The 15540-nt window shown below is 36.7% G+C and carries 17 protein-coding genes; 2 read left to right on the forward strand and 15 right to left on the reverse strand.

Annotated elements, in window-relative coordinates; translation table 11 throughout:
* Positions 1-12: 12 nt before the first annotated feature.
* The 11 genes from ACYQ1N_RS01075 to ACYQ1N_RS01125 form a co-directional block, all read right to left on the reverse strand.
* Positions 13-429, reverse strand: a complete 417-nt coding sequence (locus tag ACYQ1N_RS01075; protein ID WP_459831683.1) for an HIT family protein — start codon at positions 427-429, stop codon at positions 13-15.
* 83 nt (positions 430-512) lie between these two features.
* Positions 513-1862, reverse strand: coding sequence for a DUF6382 domain-containing protein (locus ACYQ1N_RS01080; RefSeq protein ID WP_459831686.1), 1350 nt, complete (start codon positions 1860-1862; stop codon positions 513-515).
* A gap of 11 nt (positions 1863-1873) precedes the next feature.
* Positions 1874-2344, reverse strand: a complete 471-nt coding sequence (locus tag ACYQ1N_RS01085; protein ID WP_459831688.1) for a hypothetical protein — start codon at positions 2342-2344, stop codon at positions 1874-1876.
* A gap of 10 nt (positions 2345-2354) precedes the next feature.
* Positions 2355-2810, reverse strand: a complete 456-nt coding sequence (locus ACYQ1N_RS01090) for a prepilin peptidase (protein WP_459831691.1) — start codon at positions 2808-2810, stop codon at positions 2355-2357.
* Positions 2811-2829: 19 nt separating this feature from the next.
* On the reverse strand, positions 2830-3633 hold the full coding sequence (locus ACYQ1N_RS01095) for a TadE/TadG family type IV pilus assembly protein (RefSeq protein ID WP_459831694.1): 804 nt from the start codon (positions 3631-3633) through the stop codon (positions 2830-2832).
* Positions 3634-3647: 14 nt separating this feature from the next.
* On the reverse strand, positions 3648-5132 hold the full coding sequence (locus ACYQ1N_RS01100; protein WP_459831697.1) for a DUF5702 domain-containing protein: 1485 nt from the start codon (positions 5130-5132) through the stop codon (positions 3648-3650).
* Positions 5133-5134: 2 nt separating this feature from the next.
* Positions 5135-5362 carry a Flp1 family type IVb pilin gene (locus tag ACYQ1N_RS01105; protein WP_459831700.1) on the reverse strand — a complete coding sequence of 76 codons (228 nt, stop codon included), beginning with the start codon at positions 5360-5362 and terminating at the stop codon, positions 5135-5137.
* Positions 5363-5393: 31 nt separating this feature from the next.
* Positions 5394-6614, reverse strand: coding sequence for a hypothetical protein (locus ACYQ1N_RS01110; protein ID WP_459831702.1), 1221 nt, complete (start codon positions 6612-6614; stop codon positions 5394-5396).
* Positions 6615-6620: 6 nt separating this feature from the next.
* The gene (locus ACYQ1N_RS01115; protein ID WP_459831704.1) at positions 6621-7376 is read right to left on the reverse strand and encodes a type II secretion system F family protein; all 756 of its coding nucleotides are present in this window, start codon (positions 7374-7376) and stop codon (positions 6621-6623) included.
* A complete protein-coding gene (locus ACYQ1N_RS01120; protein ID WP_459831707.1) occupies positions 7351-8526 on the reverse strand; it encodes a TadA family conjugal transfer-associated ATPase in 1176 nt (391 codons plus the stop codon). The genes ACYQ1N_RS01115 and ACYQ1N_RS01120 overlap by 26 nt, the downstream gene beginning before the upstream one ends.
* Positions 8519-9430 carry a hypothetical protein gene (locus ACYQ1N_RS01125; RefSeq protein ID WP_459831710.1) on the reverse strand — a complete coding sequence of 304 codons (912 nt, stop codon included), beginning with the start codon at positions 9428-9430 and terminating at the stop codon, positions 8519-8521. The genes ACYQ1N_RS01120 and ACYQ1N_RS01125 overlap by 8 nt, the downstream gene beginning before the upstream one ends.
* A 237-nt stretch (positions 9431-9667) precedes the next feature.
* Between ACYQ1N_RS01125 and ACYQ1N_RS01130 the strand changes: the two genes are divergently transcribed.
* Entirely contained in the window at positions 9668-10495 is an 828-nt protein-coding gene (locus tag ACYQ1N_RS01130) for a helix-turn-helix domain-containing protein (protein ID WP_459831712.1), read from the forward strand.
* Between the two features lie 109 nt (positions 10496-10604).
* Here the strand turns inward: ACYQ1N_RS01130 and hemW are convergent, their stop codons facing one another.
* The gene (hemW, locus tag ACYQ1N_RS01135) at positions 10605-11756 is read right to left on the reverse strand and encodes a radical SAM family heme chaperone HemW (RefSeq protein WP_459831715.1); all 1152 of its coding nucleotides are present in this window, start codon (positions 11754-11756) and stop codon (positions 10605-10607) included.
* A complete protein-coding gene (locus ACYQ1N_RS01140; RefSeq protein ID WP_459831717.1) occupies positions 11749-12237 on the reverse strand; it encodes a zinc ribbon domain-containing protein in 489 nt (162 codons plus the stop codon). Before ACYQ1N_RS01140 ends, hemW begins: the two co-directional genes overlap by 8 nt.
* 283 nt (positions 12238-12520) lie before the next feature.
* Between ACYQ1N_RS01140 and thrH the strand changes: the two genes are divergently transcribed.
* A complete protein-coding gene (thrH, locus tag ACYQ1N_RS01145) occupies positions 12521-13132 on the forward strand; it encodes a bifunctional phosphoserine phosphatase/homoserine phosphotransferase ThrH (RefSeq protein ID WP_459831719.1) in 612 nt (203 codons plus the stop codon).
* A gap of 117 nt (positions 13133-13249) precedes the next feature.
* Here thrH and ACYQ1N_RS01150 read toward each other — a convergent pair whose 3' ends face one another.
* Positions 13250-14416, reverse strand: a complete 1167-nt coding sequence (locus ACYQ1N_RS01150) for a phosphoglycerate dehydrogenase (RefSeq protein WP_459831722.1) — start codon at positions 14414-14416, stop codon at positions 13250-13252.
* A complete protein-coding gene (gene serC / locus ACYQ1N_RS01155; RefSeq protein ID WP_459831724.1) occupies positions 14416-15498 on the reverse strand; it encodes a 3-phosphoserine/phosphohydroxythreonine transaminase in 1083 nt (360 codons plus the stop codon). The genes ACYQ1N_RS01150 and serC overlap by 1 nt, the downstream gene beginning before the upstream one ends.
* Positions 15499-15540 lie beyond the last annotated feature (42 nt).

Below are 15540 nucleotides of genomic sequence, written 5' to 3' on the forward strand. Positions count from 1 at the left end.
TCATATGATTATTTATAATTCTTTTTCAATAAGATTCTTTAATTCATCTATTCCCTTTTCATCTATACTGCCGGGTTCCCATCCTACATTCACCTTATCTCCTTCATATCTCGGAATAAGGTGCATATGAAAATGAAATACCGTCTGACCGGCAGCCTCTCCGTTATTTTGAACGACATTTAAGCCGTCAAATCCAAGTGTCTTTTTCATTGCATTGGCGACTTTAACGGCTACTTTGAATATATGCGCGGCCGTATCGTCATCCAGTTCATAAATATCGGAAAAGTGTTCTTTAGGAATAATAAGCACATGCCCGCGACTTGCAGGCGATAAATCAAAAATAACTTTTACTGTATCGTCTTCATAGAGAGCGTTGGTCTTGATGTCCCCACCGGCTAATTTACAAAAAATGCAATCATTCTTTTTCATTAATAAACCTCCCTAATTTTTGTACCCTATTTTAGCATATTAAATAATATGTGAGCAAATTTATAATATATTAATTTTATAAACTAACTAATGCAAATTATTAATTTGACATCAGCCAACGATATAATATCACCGTCTAAAATCATTCTCTTTTGAAACGGATTTATCTTTTTGTTATTTATAAATGTGCCGTTAGTAGAACCGTTATCTTCAATATAGTACTCCGATTCGCTTTCGTATATGGTTAAATGGTGTCTGCTGACACCCTTTTCCCGAATCGAAATATCCATTTCATCTCTGCTGCCTACTGTCAGCGGAAATTGTTCCGGATTATATTCCCTGTCGTTATAAATGATTTGTATTTTTTTAGATTTTGAATTGTTTACGGAATGTCTGAATTTAAAACATATGAATAAAGAGACTGCAATTATGATAAACAAAATAAAAGTATTCGGACGCTTCATATTTATCGGCAATAATATCAAAACGGTGCATATTGCGGCAGCTGCCATGAATATTATAAATAAATACTTTTCCGTTTTTCTCCCGTAATTATTTGTAATTCCGTACTTTGGCGTTTTTTCGAAAGACTCAATCCGTCTGCCCGATTTTTCTTTTAACTCCGGAATCCCTTTGGAAGAGTCCGTGCTGTTTTTCGAAAAATCATGATGTACGCTCCGATATTCATCGGCACATCCCGAATCCTCCCATATATTGATTTTATCATCTTCGTCCGAATAATATGATGCTCCCTGAGTTGTATGTTTTTCCGAAACCGTTCCTTTATTCACATGAACGGTATTTTTCGCCGCCGTCTCCGCCGCTCCTGCACGGTCTGCATGTGAACCTGTGTTTCCCCCGTTTTTTTCATTTATTATTTCAACACCCGTTATGTTATATAAAAGCGTTCCTATGGTGTAATTACATGATCTTATTTTTTGATATGTTTCATATACTCTCATTGTCCTTTTCATATCTGAATCATGGTCATATTTCGACAATATATATTCCCATAAAATAAGCAGCGAATTATGAAACTCGTTTTCATTGTCGGAGTACTCCGGTATATAAATAAACATATACATACCCTTCTCACTGTCATACATCAGTGTGTCCGGCTTTATTACCACATTATTTATGTTGAGTAAATAATCCGATAAATCATGTTCCAGCCTCACAAATGATTTACATAGCTCATTTATGTCTTTATCTCTTATAAAACATTCTCTGTCATTAAACATTTCTTCCATTGTTCTGTAACTGTCCGTTTTATAGTATAGATATAATTCACCGTTAATGTTCCTTTCCCCAGGCTTAATCAGGCTTTCAATATCGTTATTTTGCAGCATTTTATATGTATATGATTTTTTAGAATCGTCGCATTTACAAACTAAATATTTTGAATTGTTTTCAACTGTCTTTTTATAATCCATATATGTCTCTTTCAATTAAATATTGTTTTAAATGTATTCTTTATCGCTTTTATTTTTCTCAACTCCATGGCGGGAAATACCCTTTTTGCGGAAGTTACGGTATTTATTGTTTTATCGTTCCAAAATGAAAAATTCATCTTAAATATTGAATTTGTCGACACGTCGACTCTGCCACCGTCGGCAAATATATTTACCGACGGATTTCTTATAAACAGAGTTTCTCCCTTCAGTTTGTCATTCAAAACATTTTGCCTGTATATTATGTCATCTCCGGAAATATCCTTTTTTGTAACTGAAGAAACATCAATCGCACTTTCCCACGCTGCACTTTTTATAATTATTGTGTCATGTATAAAAAAGCTCAGTGCAATAAGGGATATGCTGATTACCGTAAACAGCGGTATCAATATTGCATTTTCAACGGTTGTACCGGCTTCAATTCGGCAATTAAACCACTTATTTATTCTTATGACTGCAGTCACCTCCCCTTGTTTAAAAGCAAATCAGTGAAGCGGTGCTTATACTTATAAACGGAACAAATCCGACTGTTGTTTTTTTGTTAAATGGTATAAAAGGTTTTAATAAAAAGATTACAACAATAAAAATAACAGATGAAAAAAATATGACTGTTATTAAATCACAGAAACCGTATGCGACGCCGATAACCGCAAACAGATAAATATCTCCTGCGCCTATGCTCTGCTTCGGTAAAAACAAACTGAAAATCAGCATGACAAATACGGGAAAAGTATCTAAAATTATGGAATCTATCCTCAGTCCCCCGAATACAATACGGTCGAAACAGACTAAAACTGCCAGCATAATTACCGGTATAACCGGAATTTCTTTTATTAAAATGTCGTAAAAACTGAGAATTAAAAAAGAAATCAGTATTGAAATATTTAACAGTATATAATCACCTTCCTTAATGACGATACAACATATCATGAATCAGCTCTTACGGCATTTATTCTTTTGAGCACTTTCCCATTGTTCCTTCAACCTCTGATAACGGCACCTTTTTGTAATCATGATGTATCTCCGTACACTCCCTGTCCGAATGATACCTGTTACCGTATTGTGTATAGAACACGGTTCCAACCGTACCTCTGTCAGAACACCTCTTACAGGCATAATATTTTGCTCCCGAAGCATTTCTTTTGTATATGATATCCCCCGTATTGCTGACATATATGTCCGTATTAAGATAAGAGCAATGAGGAGTCAGATGGTAAACCGTGCCGTGTTTTGCTACATAGACATATTTTGTGTTTTCTCTGTGTCCCATATAATCTTCGCCCAGCCATGCGTATGTCTCCATATTTTGCGATACTTTAATATCTCCCGCACTAAAATAAGGAAACGGAGTATTAAGTGAATATTCTATTTTTAATTTTATTTTTGAATTATTGTTCAAAACTTCCGAAGAGGTAACATTTATTCCGTTTATCCCTCCCTTTACGGCCCTTGACAATGTAAGCGAATCACCGAGCTTCCGTTTTATGTTTCCGTCGATGCTGAACAATACTGACTTTCCCAAAGGGAGCGCGGTTCCGTTATCTTCATCAACATACATATACACCTTACCGCTTGCTTCCCTTATACTCTCAAACGCAGCTTCTCTGACTCGTATTTCCACACCCAACAGTATCATGATATTAATAATTACAGAAACCGCAAATATGTATATGGGAATAATGAGTGCCGCTTCAAGAGTTACCCCGCCGCTGGCTTTTACTAAACTTATCTCTGCCCGTTTTATGTTATTCAACCACTCCCCCTGTTTCACATTCTGTTAGAATATGCATATTCCGCATCAACGATATATTCTTTCCTCCCGTACGGAAGATTGCATTTTGCCGTTATGTTTTTTTCAAATATATATTCACTCATTTTAAAACTTTCGTCTCCTTTTCCGATCATGTGTAACTCGATCAAGTCAATGGCCCGCAATACCTGTGTATCCACATTATCCATACTCAACAGCACCCTGAGATACTCATTATACTTAATGCCGGAATTCGTTTTTTCCTTATCCGGCTCATAGTTAAGCGAAATAAGGTCAATTATGGAAACATGCCATGTGGACTCATTTTTTACAAGAGGAACCTTATCTCCGTTTAACAGCGCTTTAACATCGGCAACACTTTCCGCATAGCCCCACAACAGGATTATCCCGTATTCGGCAATCTGTACCAAAACCGGATTCCCCGTCCATCCGAAAAGTTCTGACGCCAGGGCTTTTGCTTCCGCTCTCATTTTGGAATTCGAAAAAATATATCCGACATTTATCCCCTCTCTTATAAGCTTAAGCCGACCGGTAACTCCTTCTATATTTTCTTTATCTGACTTTTTGCCGATAATGATATATTCCAATTGGTAATCCAACAGTTCGCTTTCTTCTTTTCGGCCGGTAAAAGAACCGAATTTTAATGTCAGATATTCTCTGAATATCTCATTATTGATAAATGTTTTACCGACATTATTGCTTTTCTTGAAATCATGTGATCCGGATGCATAAGATGTAAATGAAATATTATTAATATTTTTTTCCGATATGCGCTCTGTTTTTAAAATTTCATCGACGGAATTATTATCCGGCGAATTCATTTTATCGTATAAATCACCCGGTACGTCCGGCAGTTCCACACTGCTTTCACTTGCTTTGCTTCCGTCAATGTCGTCAATCTTTCTGTCAATATCCGCACTCAAGTCACCTGAACTGATGCCTCCTCCGGTTTTTATCTCTTTTATCCTGTCTCTCATTTCGCTTTCCGACATATCAGCGTCTATTAAGTCGTTCAGCTTTTCCATATCGTCGTTAAAATCTGCTTTTTGCCCGTAGTCTTCCTTTTTAAACATATTTGCGTATTTAGCCGCTTCCTCGCTTATCCCCTCGTGCGACATGTAATCCAAAGTCTGATTGTAGAAATGCTCACCGTTATTATCCGTTATGTATACATCCTTTGTAGTATTCAATTCCGTAAACTCCAGGGAACTCTCCGAAATGTTATCCTTGATAAGCCTTTTTATTATATCTTCGCTTCCTGCATCCTTTAAAAGATATATTCCGTACTTTTCAAATACTTCATTGTTAAATCCCGCAAATGTTCCCTCTAACGCCATTCTGCATGCCGCATTGAAAGAGAACTGTAATGATGTATAAATAACCGAATGGATAAGATTAAAAAGCAAACCCGAAACAACAATAAAAACAAGAGTTGCAAAAATCGTAATATGTGCTTTTAGTTTTATAACGGTAATTTTCATATTTAAACTTGATTAGCCTGATTTGACATCTTTGATAAAATTGTATTTACCACACTTGAAATTTGTTTTTTGAAAATAATTACAAGAGCAATGAGGACAACGGTAATCAAAATCACTTCCACAACTCCCATTCCGTCTTCTCTTTTCCAAACATTAATGAAATGTGATCTTATTCGCTCTTTTATGTAAAAAATTTTATTCGTTAAGGTTTCTTTTATTTTTCCAATCATAATGCCTCCTTAAATAAAATATGTTTATCAGCTACACGGAAAAAGAATCAAATGCGGGAACTATAACGATTACCATAACCGTAAACAGCATGGCAATCATGGGAACCACAAGCTTTGATCCTGCCTTTTCACCCCTTTCTTTTGCATTTGCGGCAGCCGTTTCCATACTCTCAGATGACAGCTGACGCAATTTCTTTTTCAGATCTCCCGTTCCTTTTTTTAAATATTCGGACAAATATGACCCTAATCTTTTATACTCATTAATCCCGCAATCATTACCCCACTTAATATAACTTTTTGCTTCTCCCATACCATTATTAATATTATTGAGGCACTTTTTCATTTGTTCATATGCGGCCCTCGGCTTCATATGTCCCCTTTTAATGTTGTTATCATACTCCCTTACTATATGTTCAAACGATGATATTATTGTCCCTCCGGCGTATATAAGCAGATACAGTTTTGTTGTAATGCTCGGATAATCCGCCGTAAGTTCATACTTTCTGTTTTTCTCATAATTTCTTTTATCCTGATATTCCTTTGCAATAAGAAAGGCGGATGCGGCAAACCCCAATATAACTATTAAAACAGGGGATTTTCCGTTTTGTTTATTTATATACTCAACATGTTTACCGTCTACGACACCCGGAAGATCTACTTTATCTTCGTTTGCCGCAGCCATGTCATTTTTTTGTATCTCATCCTGTATTCTCTTCTTATTGCTTAATTCTTCGTTCATAAGAGGGGAAACAACCTTTATATTATATGTTCCGGCAAGCTCTTCATCTCCGAGAGTCATAATACAATACAGCGTTACATTTACGCTTTCACCGTTATCAAATTCTTCATTATTAATATAGCCGTCGTATGTACAAATATCATAATTATCGGTTGACCATTCCAGTCTTGCACCCGTAGTTTTATCTTCCGTTATTAAATTTAATTTTTCTCTTACTTCATTTAAACTTTTATTATTTCCGAGTATTAATTCATTCATATTGTCAGACAGTTTTTTTAACTCTGACTTCGCTTCTTCGCCCGTATATTTTCTTTTTCCTATGTCTCCTTCAATGTCTATGATTTCTCCGCCTACATATGCTTCCAATTCATATTTTTCGGAAGAATCCTGCGGTCTGAGCAAAAAAGTTATTTTCTCCTTGCCCCCTCCCGAGTAAATAGTCAAAAACACAAATAATGCCGTTATTATGGCTGTAAATAACAATAACTTCTTTGTTTTTCCAGATATGCTCATTAGCTTCTATAACCGTATATCCACAATTTTCTCTGCCCTCACAAATGCGATAACATACACAAATGCACATATACTCATGATAATCACACCCTGTATGTTGCCGTAGAGAGAATTAATAAAATTACCGCTGCTTCTTAAATAGATAATCATCATAAACGGCATAAGACACATTATTCGCTCTTCAAATCTCTTACCGCTTATAATTATCCTTATCTCTCTTTCCACCTCGGATCTGTCATTGGATCTGTCAATAATTGTTTCGATAATTTCAATTAAATTCCCTCCGCTTACTTTTGCAATCATATAAATATCTCTGAATTCACTTATTTCTTCCATTCCCGTATTGTCCGCAAAATCATATAAAATATCATCTAATGTTTCATTTCTCAATAATCTTGCCCCGGATGAGTACCATATTTGCGCGGTTACGGATTTCGGATTAACCTCAATAAGCTTTTCTCCGGCATTTATATATGAATTCTCGTCCGATAATCCTGTTTCAAGGGACAATAACATTAATTCCAAACCGTCCAGAAATATTTTTCTCTCCTTCTGTTTTCTTTTTTCGGTAATCTCCTTTTTTAATACATTGACCAGGTAAACCGTAAACGGTATAAATACAACACCGCTCCACCATACATCGTAAAATGTAATACCCAGCACAACCGACAATATACATCCGACAGAACAGATTATTATATGTTCATACGGTTTTATGCATTTTTTTGTGAAAATGTCATTCCTGAACATACTTAAGTTCACCCGACGTCTTCCCTCCTTCCGTTTCGATTTCCTCGAATTTATAAACCGGACTTAAAACTATCTGACCGTTGCATATACCGGATATCCGGCTTATCTCCATAACCTTCCTGCTTTTATCCTTTATTCGGCTGAGATGAACAATAATATCCAGAGCGGAAGCAATCTGTCCCCTTATAGCCTGAACAGGTATATCCATACCATATAAAACCATTGTCTCCAGCCTTGATATCATATCTTTCGCACTGTTTGCATGACCGGTTGACAGAGATCCGGCATGGCCCGTATTTAAAGCCTGCAACATGTCTATAGCCTCATCGCCTCTCACTTCGCCGACAATCAGCCTGTCCGGTCTCATTCTGAGAGCTGTTTTAATAAGCCTTCTTATGGTTATTTCTCCGTCTCCGGATGCATTGATTCCCTTTGTTTCAAGCCTTACCCAGTTTTTGATTCTGAAGAGATTTAATTCCGCGGAGTCCTCTATGGTCACAACTCTTTCATCCTCCGCTATATAATTCCCCAATATCCCCAACAGAGTTGTCTTTCCGGAGCCTGTTCCGCCGCTTATGAAAATATTTTTTTTACTTTTAACTGCAGTTATTAAATAATTTGCCGCTTCTTCGGATATAGTCCCGATCTTTATTAAATCCTCCATGGTCAGCGGATTATCGTAGAACCTTCTTATCGTAATTGAAGTTCCGTTTTTTGAAACGGGATACAGCACAACACATGCTCTGGATCCGTCATCCAATACGGTATCCAATATCGGATTTTTGGCATTTACGATTTTGTTTGATTTTGAAGCTATTCTGAGAGCCGTGTCATTCAATCTCTTTTCGTCTTCAAAATGAACATCGGATTGGTATATGCTGCCTGATTTTTCTATAAATATATTTTCGGTGCCGTTTACCATTATTTCCGTAATATCGTCATCACGAAGAAAAGATTCCAAAACATCCAACCCTCTTATAGAATCAAAAACTCTTTTACTTATATATTCCCTGTCATTAACCGAAATAATGTTATCTTTGGAAAACAGGTGAATTTCACGGCTTATTCTCTCCCTTATATACTCATCCGTACATTCGTCGTCTACATCTATATATTTGTAGATTCTGTTTCTTATATAACTTATTATCTCTTCTTTACTCATCCTCACATTCCGTCGGTAAACAAACCGTCTTTCTTATATATGAAGATCTGTCTGTCTTCTCTAAATATTCAAATAAAAGTGCCTGCCTGTTTCTCTCTTTTTCGTCAAAAATTATATATGTCCTGTCTGATATACCTATCATTTCCCAATATTTATATACCGTGCATCCGACATCTATTATCACTTCGCGATATCCCATGTTCCCGCCTATGTCTCTAACCAGCCTGCTTAAAGTTTCCGCGTCGGTTTCACATAAATCATCGGGACATGCTGTAGGCATTATTACATCAAATTCTCCGTAAGAATTGATAACCGATTGCAATTTATCCGTATATACAAATCCGTTTTCCCGATATATATACAGCGCATCGGAAATATCTGTATCCAGAGGAACCGACAGATCATTTCTCAACGGACTGAATTCATCCATATTGATATATAGAACCCGTCCCTTTGCACTTTCTGCCCGCGCAGTGTTCATTGAATATTCATTTCTCTCATGAACACCGCAAAAACCCATGATGCAAATAATCTCCGGAGTACTGTCGTCACTTTCGTCAGAAGTGCCGTCATCATTTTCCGTACCCTCTTCAAAAATTTCATATATTTTTCCGATTATGGTTGATACGGGATTATATACCGATAAAACATCACCGTTTACATGTGATTCATGTTCGTCTTTTCCCAATAAAAGTATATGTCCCTTATGAGAATTGATTATCTCCCGGAAAGCTTCGTCATCCGACGCAATCAGCAGTGACGGTTCACTGTTATCGGATAAATAAATATCCGAATCGGAAAATGATGAAATCTCATAATCATTACCCAAACAGGCACTTAATGCATTGGAAAAATTCATCAGATAATCGGTATCGCTTATCAAAATATTGATTTTCTCAGCCAACTGATACCTCCTTTTATGTATTCAATTGTTAAATATAAAAATTAAAAATGAAAATATACAGAAACGTATAATAGAATAATGTAATCGAAAATATGTTTGTATTATAGAACCGCAAACATTTATTGTCAATATTTTTATATAAAAACCTTTGTAAAACAGATAACATACTATGCTATAATACACTTAAATATGCAACATATTTAAAGGTATTGATATAACATATTAAAGGTATTGAACATGAACAATCTGCAACTTCTACAGCCATATATCAATACGCATGACAATATAATATTGGTTAACAATGAGGAAATTAAAAATCCGTACCATATAAGATGCTATGAGCTGTCTGCCACTACCAATAAAGCCATTAATCTTACATTTATAGCTTCTCCGTATGTAGACTGGCTTATATGCTACAATGACAGCACATTTTTTACGGGTGCTTCGGAATTCATAGGTGTAGGTCCGTCCACGGAACTTTTTTCCATGGATTTGCCCCATTATGATCATATATTCGGAATTCGCTTTGATGACGATTCCGTATTTATTGAAACCGACGCTCCGAATATACCCCACGCAAAACTTGTAGACAATATTTTCCATTATTTTCCTACAGGCAATTCCTATGAATACAACCTTATCAGCAACTTCAGGAAAGCCGAATCATTTTCGAGGAAATGTAAAATATTTCTGTCATACTTAAAGAACTCGAAGCGTTTGCTTGAGACCGGCTCATCCGGAAACGCAATAAAAAAAGCCATTAAAGCAGCTGATTACGATGAAACAGTTTCTAAAATAGCTTTGGATCTGGACTTTACGCCAAGATATATAAGCAGGTTATTCAAAGACAGTTTTGGATACTCACCTAAAGATTATATGAAATATCTGCGAATACAAGCTGTTTTAAGCGATATGCACGGCTCTCCTCACAAAACCAATATAGAGTTATCAAAAAAATATGGCTATAACGACCCTGCTCATTTTCTGAGAGAGTTCAGAGAATTTCTGGGTACTACTCCAAAAAATTATATTCAGCTTATGCATTTGAATGACAAAAACAAATGAAACAGGCTTTCTGACTTTTTTTAATGAACCCTGCTAAATTCTTTTTACATTTGTCAAAATACAGCCTTTTGGATATGTTTTTAAAATGTTTAAAGCATTTAATAGGGTTTTATTCCAATATAAAATCCGCTAATACATAATTACTTATATCGACTCCTCTGTCAGTCAATGCATATCCCTTATCCGTTCTTTTCATAAGTTCCAGATTTATATATTTATTCAATACGTCTCCGAATATCTCTTCAATGCATATATTAAATTCATTATTAAATGTATCCGAACATATTCCTTCTGTTTTCCTCAGACCGAGATACATAAATTCAGACATTTTATCCTTCTCACTTAATTCTTCAATACTGTCTTTATCTATCCATGACTGTTCCGAGAAAACCCCCGAATAATATTCCGTAAGTTCCGTATATCTGTTTATATCTCTTATATTAGCGAATCTGAAATCACGAACAAGTGACGATGCGCCTACCCCTATTCCGATATAGTTGTCTCTGTTCCAGTATCCCAGATTATGCTTACACTCTCTTGATTCAAGCGCATAATTTGATATTTCATAGTGAATATAACCGTTTTCGGACAGCAACTCATTTGTAAGATAATAAATCTCTCTTTCCGTGTCTTCATCAGGCAAGTGTTTCAATAAATCAGTTCTGTTAAAAAGAGGTGTTCCCTCCTCCACAATAAGGCTGTATGAAGAAATATGTTCAGGTCTTAAGCTTATTACCCGTTCCAATGTTTTTTTATATTTATCCGCAGTCTGAAACGGCAGAGACTGCATAATATCTATGTTGATATTGTCAAACCCCGTTTCCCTTGCCAAATCATAATTTTTCAGAAATTCTCCGAATGTATGTATTCTTCCGAGCATCTTTAATTCATCGTCGTCAGATGACTGTAATCCCATACTTAATCTGTTAATTCCGATATTTTTATATGCTGACAGCTTTTCTAAAGTCAATGTTCCGGGATTTGATTCTAATGTAATCTCTGCCTCTTTTTCCACTGAATAATATTGATAAACAGTGTCAAGTAACCTGCTTATCAATGCCGAGGAAACGGAGGAGGGTGTTCCTCCTCCTATAAATATACTCGTTATATTATCATTAATCATATTTTTACGATAATATAACTCTCTGCACATTGCGTCAGTCAGCTTTGAATGAACACTTTCATCGGCTTTGCCTGAGAGAAAATCGCAATAGATACATTTACTGTTGCAAAACGGTATATGTATATATATTTCACTCATTTACTTTTGCACCGCATGCAGGACATACATCTGCATTGTCTTTAATAACCGCATGGCATTCGGGGCACTCTTTTACATCCGTCGATTCCTCTATAAGGTTTCCGTCCTCATCTGCCTGTCCCGTTTCTTTACCGCATTTCGTACAAAACTTTGCATCTATCGGAATAATTTCTCCGCAGTGTTCACATCTCTTATTGCCGTCTTTTGCCGCTTTAACATCGCTTAAATGATCGTTTAATTCATCTATTTTCTGCTTAAGTTCCTTAACGGCGTCAACATTTTCCTTTAATTCTTCATCGGCTTCATCTCCGAATTTGTTAACATATGCCTCGCCGATTTTAGCATAGAGATCCTTTAATTCCTTCTCACTTTCCTTTATTTTATAATTTGTTGATGAGATATCGGTGTATTGCTTTGTTCTTTCAACCGCCTTGCCGCTTACGTCACCGATCTTCTTACCTATATTCTCTAAAAATCCCATACTTTTATCCTCCTAACGGTTAAATATATATTTATAACTTATATTATAGTTTAACGGCTTAACAATACTCAAATAAATAATTAATGAAAAGAATAAAATACAGCCGTGACAACACTCTCGATGCCGAATAACATGTATTAACCGAATAAGCATACGAAAAAACTCAGACCTTACGTACGATTTTACAAACGCATATTTTTACTGTATACTCCATGTTATATTTTTACTTAAATTTTTGATTAACTATAGCTTTTACCCACTTTTAGAGAAAGGATTATTTATTATGTTTATTACATGCTTGGACATGGAAGGTCCTCTCGTTCCGGAAATTTGGATCGAATTTGCAAAAGCGCGCGGAATTGATGAATTACTTGTAACTACCAGAGATGAACCGGACTACCATAAGCTTATGGATTACAGAATCGGTATTCTTAAAAAACATAATTTAAAGCTTAAGGATATTCAGGAGACAATTGCACAAATGAGCCCAAAAGAAGGAGCAAAAGAGTTCTTGGACGAACTTCGCTCTTTCTCTCAGGTTGTTGTCATTTCCGATACATTCCAGGAATTTGCGACTCCGCTTATGAAAAAATTGGACTATCCTATGCTTTTCTGCAATTCTCTTGAAGTTGACAAGGACGGAACAATTACGGGATTTGTTATGCGACTTCCGGGAGATGCCAAATTAACTACGGTTAAGGCTCTTCAGTCATTAGGCTACGAAACGGTTGCCGCAGGAGATTCATATAATGATATCGGTATGATCGGTCAGAGCAAAGCGGGATTTTTATTTAAAAGTACCGATGCAATAATCAAAGAACATCCGCATATTAAAGCATATGAAGAATATTCCGATCTCCTTGCCGCAATAAAGGAAGTTCAGGGTATCAAATAATCATAATTTAATAAGTCATCTAAAAAAAATCATCTTAGTCTCATATACGAGATTAAGATGATTTTTTAATTTAGGATCTGTTTGTTCTTCAGCTGTATTTCCGCACTTAAACGTAAATTACTTTATAATTCTTGCTCTGATAACTCCTTCAACCTCTTCAAGCTTTTCGATAAGAGCTTTATCCCCCGCAGAGTCAAGGTCAAGAATTGTATATGCATAATCATTTCTTGATTTATTTGTTAAATCGGAAATGTTAACGCCGGCTTCTCCGATAACAGATGTAATCTTGCTGAGAACCGTAGGTATGTTTTTATGACAAATCGTGATTCTTCCCTCTGCAGCGCATACGCCCATGTCACATGCAGGGTAATTTACGGAATTAACGATATTTCCGTTCTCAACAAAATCACGAATTTCATTAACAGCCATAATCGCACAGTTGTCTTCAGCTTCTTCGGTTGAAGCTCCCAAGTGAGGGAGAACAATGATATTGTCATTATTAACTACCGTAGGATTGGCAAAGTCCGTAACATATTTCTTAACTTTGCCCGCTTCGATTGCCTTAAGAAGCTCAGCTTCATCAACAAGAATATCTCTTGCACAGTTAATAATAACCGTGCCGTTCTTCATAAGCTCAAAAGCTTCCTTTCCTACCATTCCCTTTGTTGAATCAAGAGCAGGTACATGAATGGTAATAAAATCACATTCCCTGAATATGTCGTTAACATCGGAAATATGGTTTACCTTTCTTGAAATGGCCCATGCGGCGCTTACGGATAAGTATGGATCGTATCCGTAAACTTCCATTCCCAATTCAACAGCTGCATTGGCAACAAGTCTTCCTATTGCACCGAGTCCGATTACTCCGAGTTTCTTACCGTAAATCTCAGTACCCGCAAACTGCTTTTTAGCCTTTTCTGCAGTCTTTGCAATGTCAGGGTCTTCCGCATTTGCCTTTACCCACTCGTTGCCGCCGATGTAATCTCTGGAAGCCATAAGCATGGCTGCAATAACTTCTTCCTTTACGGCGTTGGCGTTGGCACCCGGTGTGTTAAATACCACAATGCCCTTTTCCGCATATTTATCAAGCGGGATGTTATTTACGCCCGCGCCGGCTCTTGCAACCGCAATTACGCCTTCGCCTAATTCCATATCATGCATCTTTGCGCTTCTTACAAGAATAGCGTTAGCTTCTTCCAAAGCCGCATCTTTATTGTAGCTGTCAGGAAGCAGGTCCAATCCGACACTTGAAATATTATTGAGGCAATGAATATTTATGCTCATTATGCATTCTCCTTTTCAAACTTATCCATGAATTCAACTAAAGCTTTAACTCCCTCAAGAGGCATTGCATTATAAATGGAAGCTCTCATTCCTCCTACGGTACGGTGTCCCTTAAGGTTAATGAGACCTGCTGCCTTACTTTCCGCAATAAACTTTGCATTAAGTTCATCACTGCCGGTAACAAAAGGTACATTCATAAGAGATCTTGAATTCTTTTCTACAGTTCCCTTGAATAACTTACTGTTATCCAGGAAGTCATAGAGAACCTTAGCCTTAATCTCGTTTCTCTCTTTCATTCCCTGAAGACCGCCGTTTCTCTTAATCCACTGGAATACCTTTCCGCAAATGTAGATATTGTAACATGGCGGAGTATTGTACATTGAGTTACTATCCGCATGAGTCTTATATTTAAGCATTGTAGGTGTTCCCGGAAGTGTATCTTCCGTAATAAGGTCTTCACGAATTGCGGCAATAACAACGCCTGCAGGTCCTACATTTTTCTGAGCTCCGCCGTAGAACATGGCATATTTCTCCACGTCCATAGGTTCTGATAAGAAACATGATGATACATCGGCAATTAAATTATGTCCCTTTGTATTTGGAAGTTCTTTAAATTTTGTACCGTAAATTGTATTGTTCTCGCAAATATATACATAATCGGCATCTTCCGGTATATCAAGATCAGAGCAATCCGGAATATATGAAAATGTCTTATCTTCCGAAGAAGCAACCGCAATTGCGTCACCGTAAATCTGTGCTTCTTTATATGCCTTCTTTGCCCACTGACCCGTGATAATATAAGCCGCTTTTTTATTCTTCATAAAGTTCATCGGAATCATTGCAAACTGTGTTGATGCTCCGCCCTGAAGGAATAAAACCTTATAGTTGTCGGGAAGTCCCAATAATTCCCTGAAGTCGGCTTCCGCGGTCTGAATAATTTCACCGTATTCCTTTGAACGATGGCTCATCTCCATTACGGATTCGCCTGTACCCCTGTAATCAAGCATTTCCGCTGCGGCTTCTTCCAATACTTCAACAGGAAGCATCCCCGGTCCGGCACTGAAATTAAAAACTCGTGACATATTTTCTCCTCCTATATAGTGATAATGTATACTAATATAATT

The organism is Howardella ureilytica (assembly GCF_054657495.1).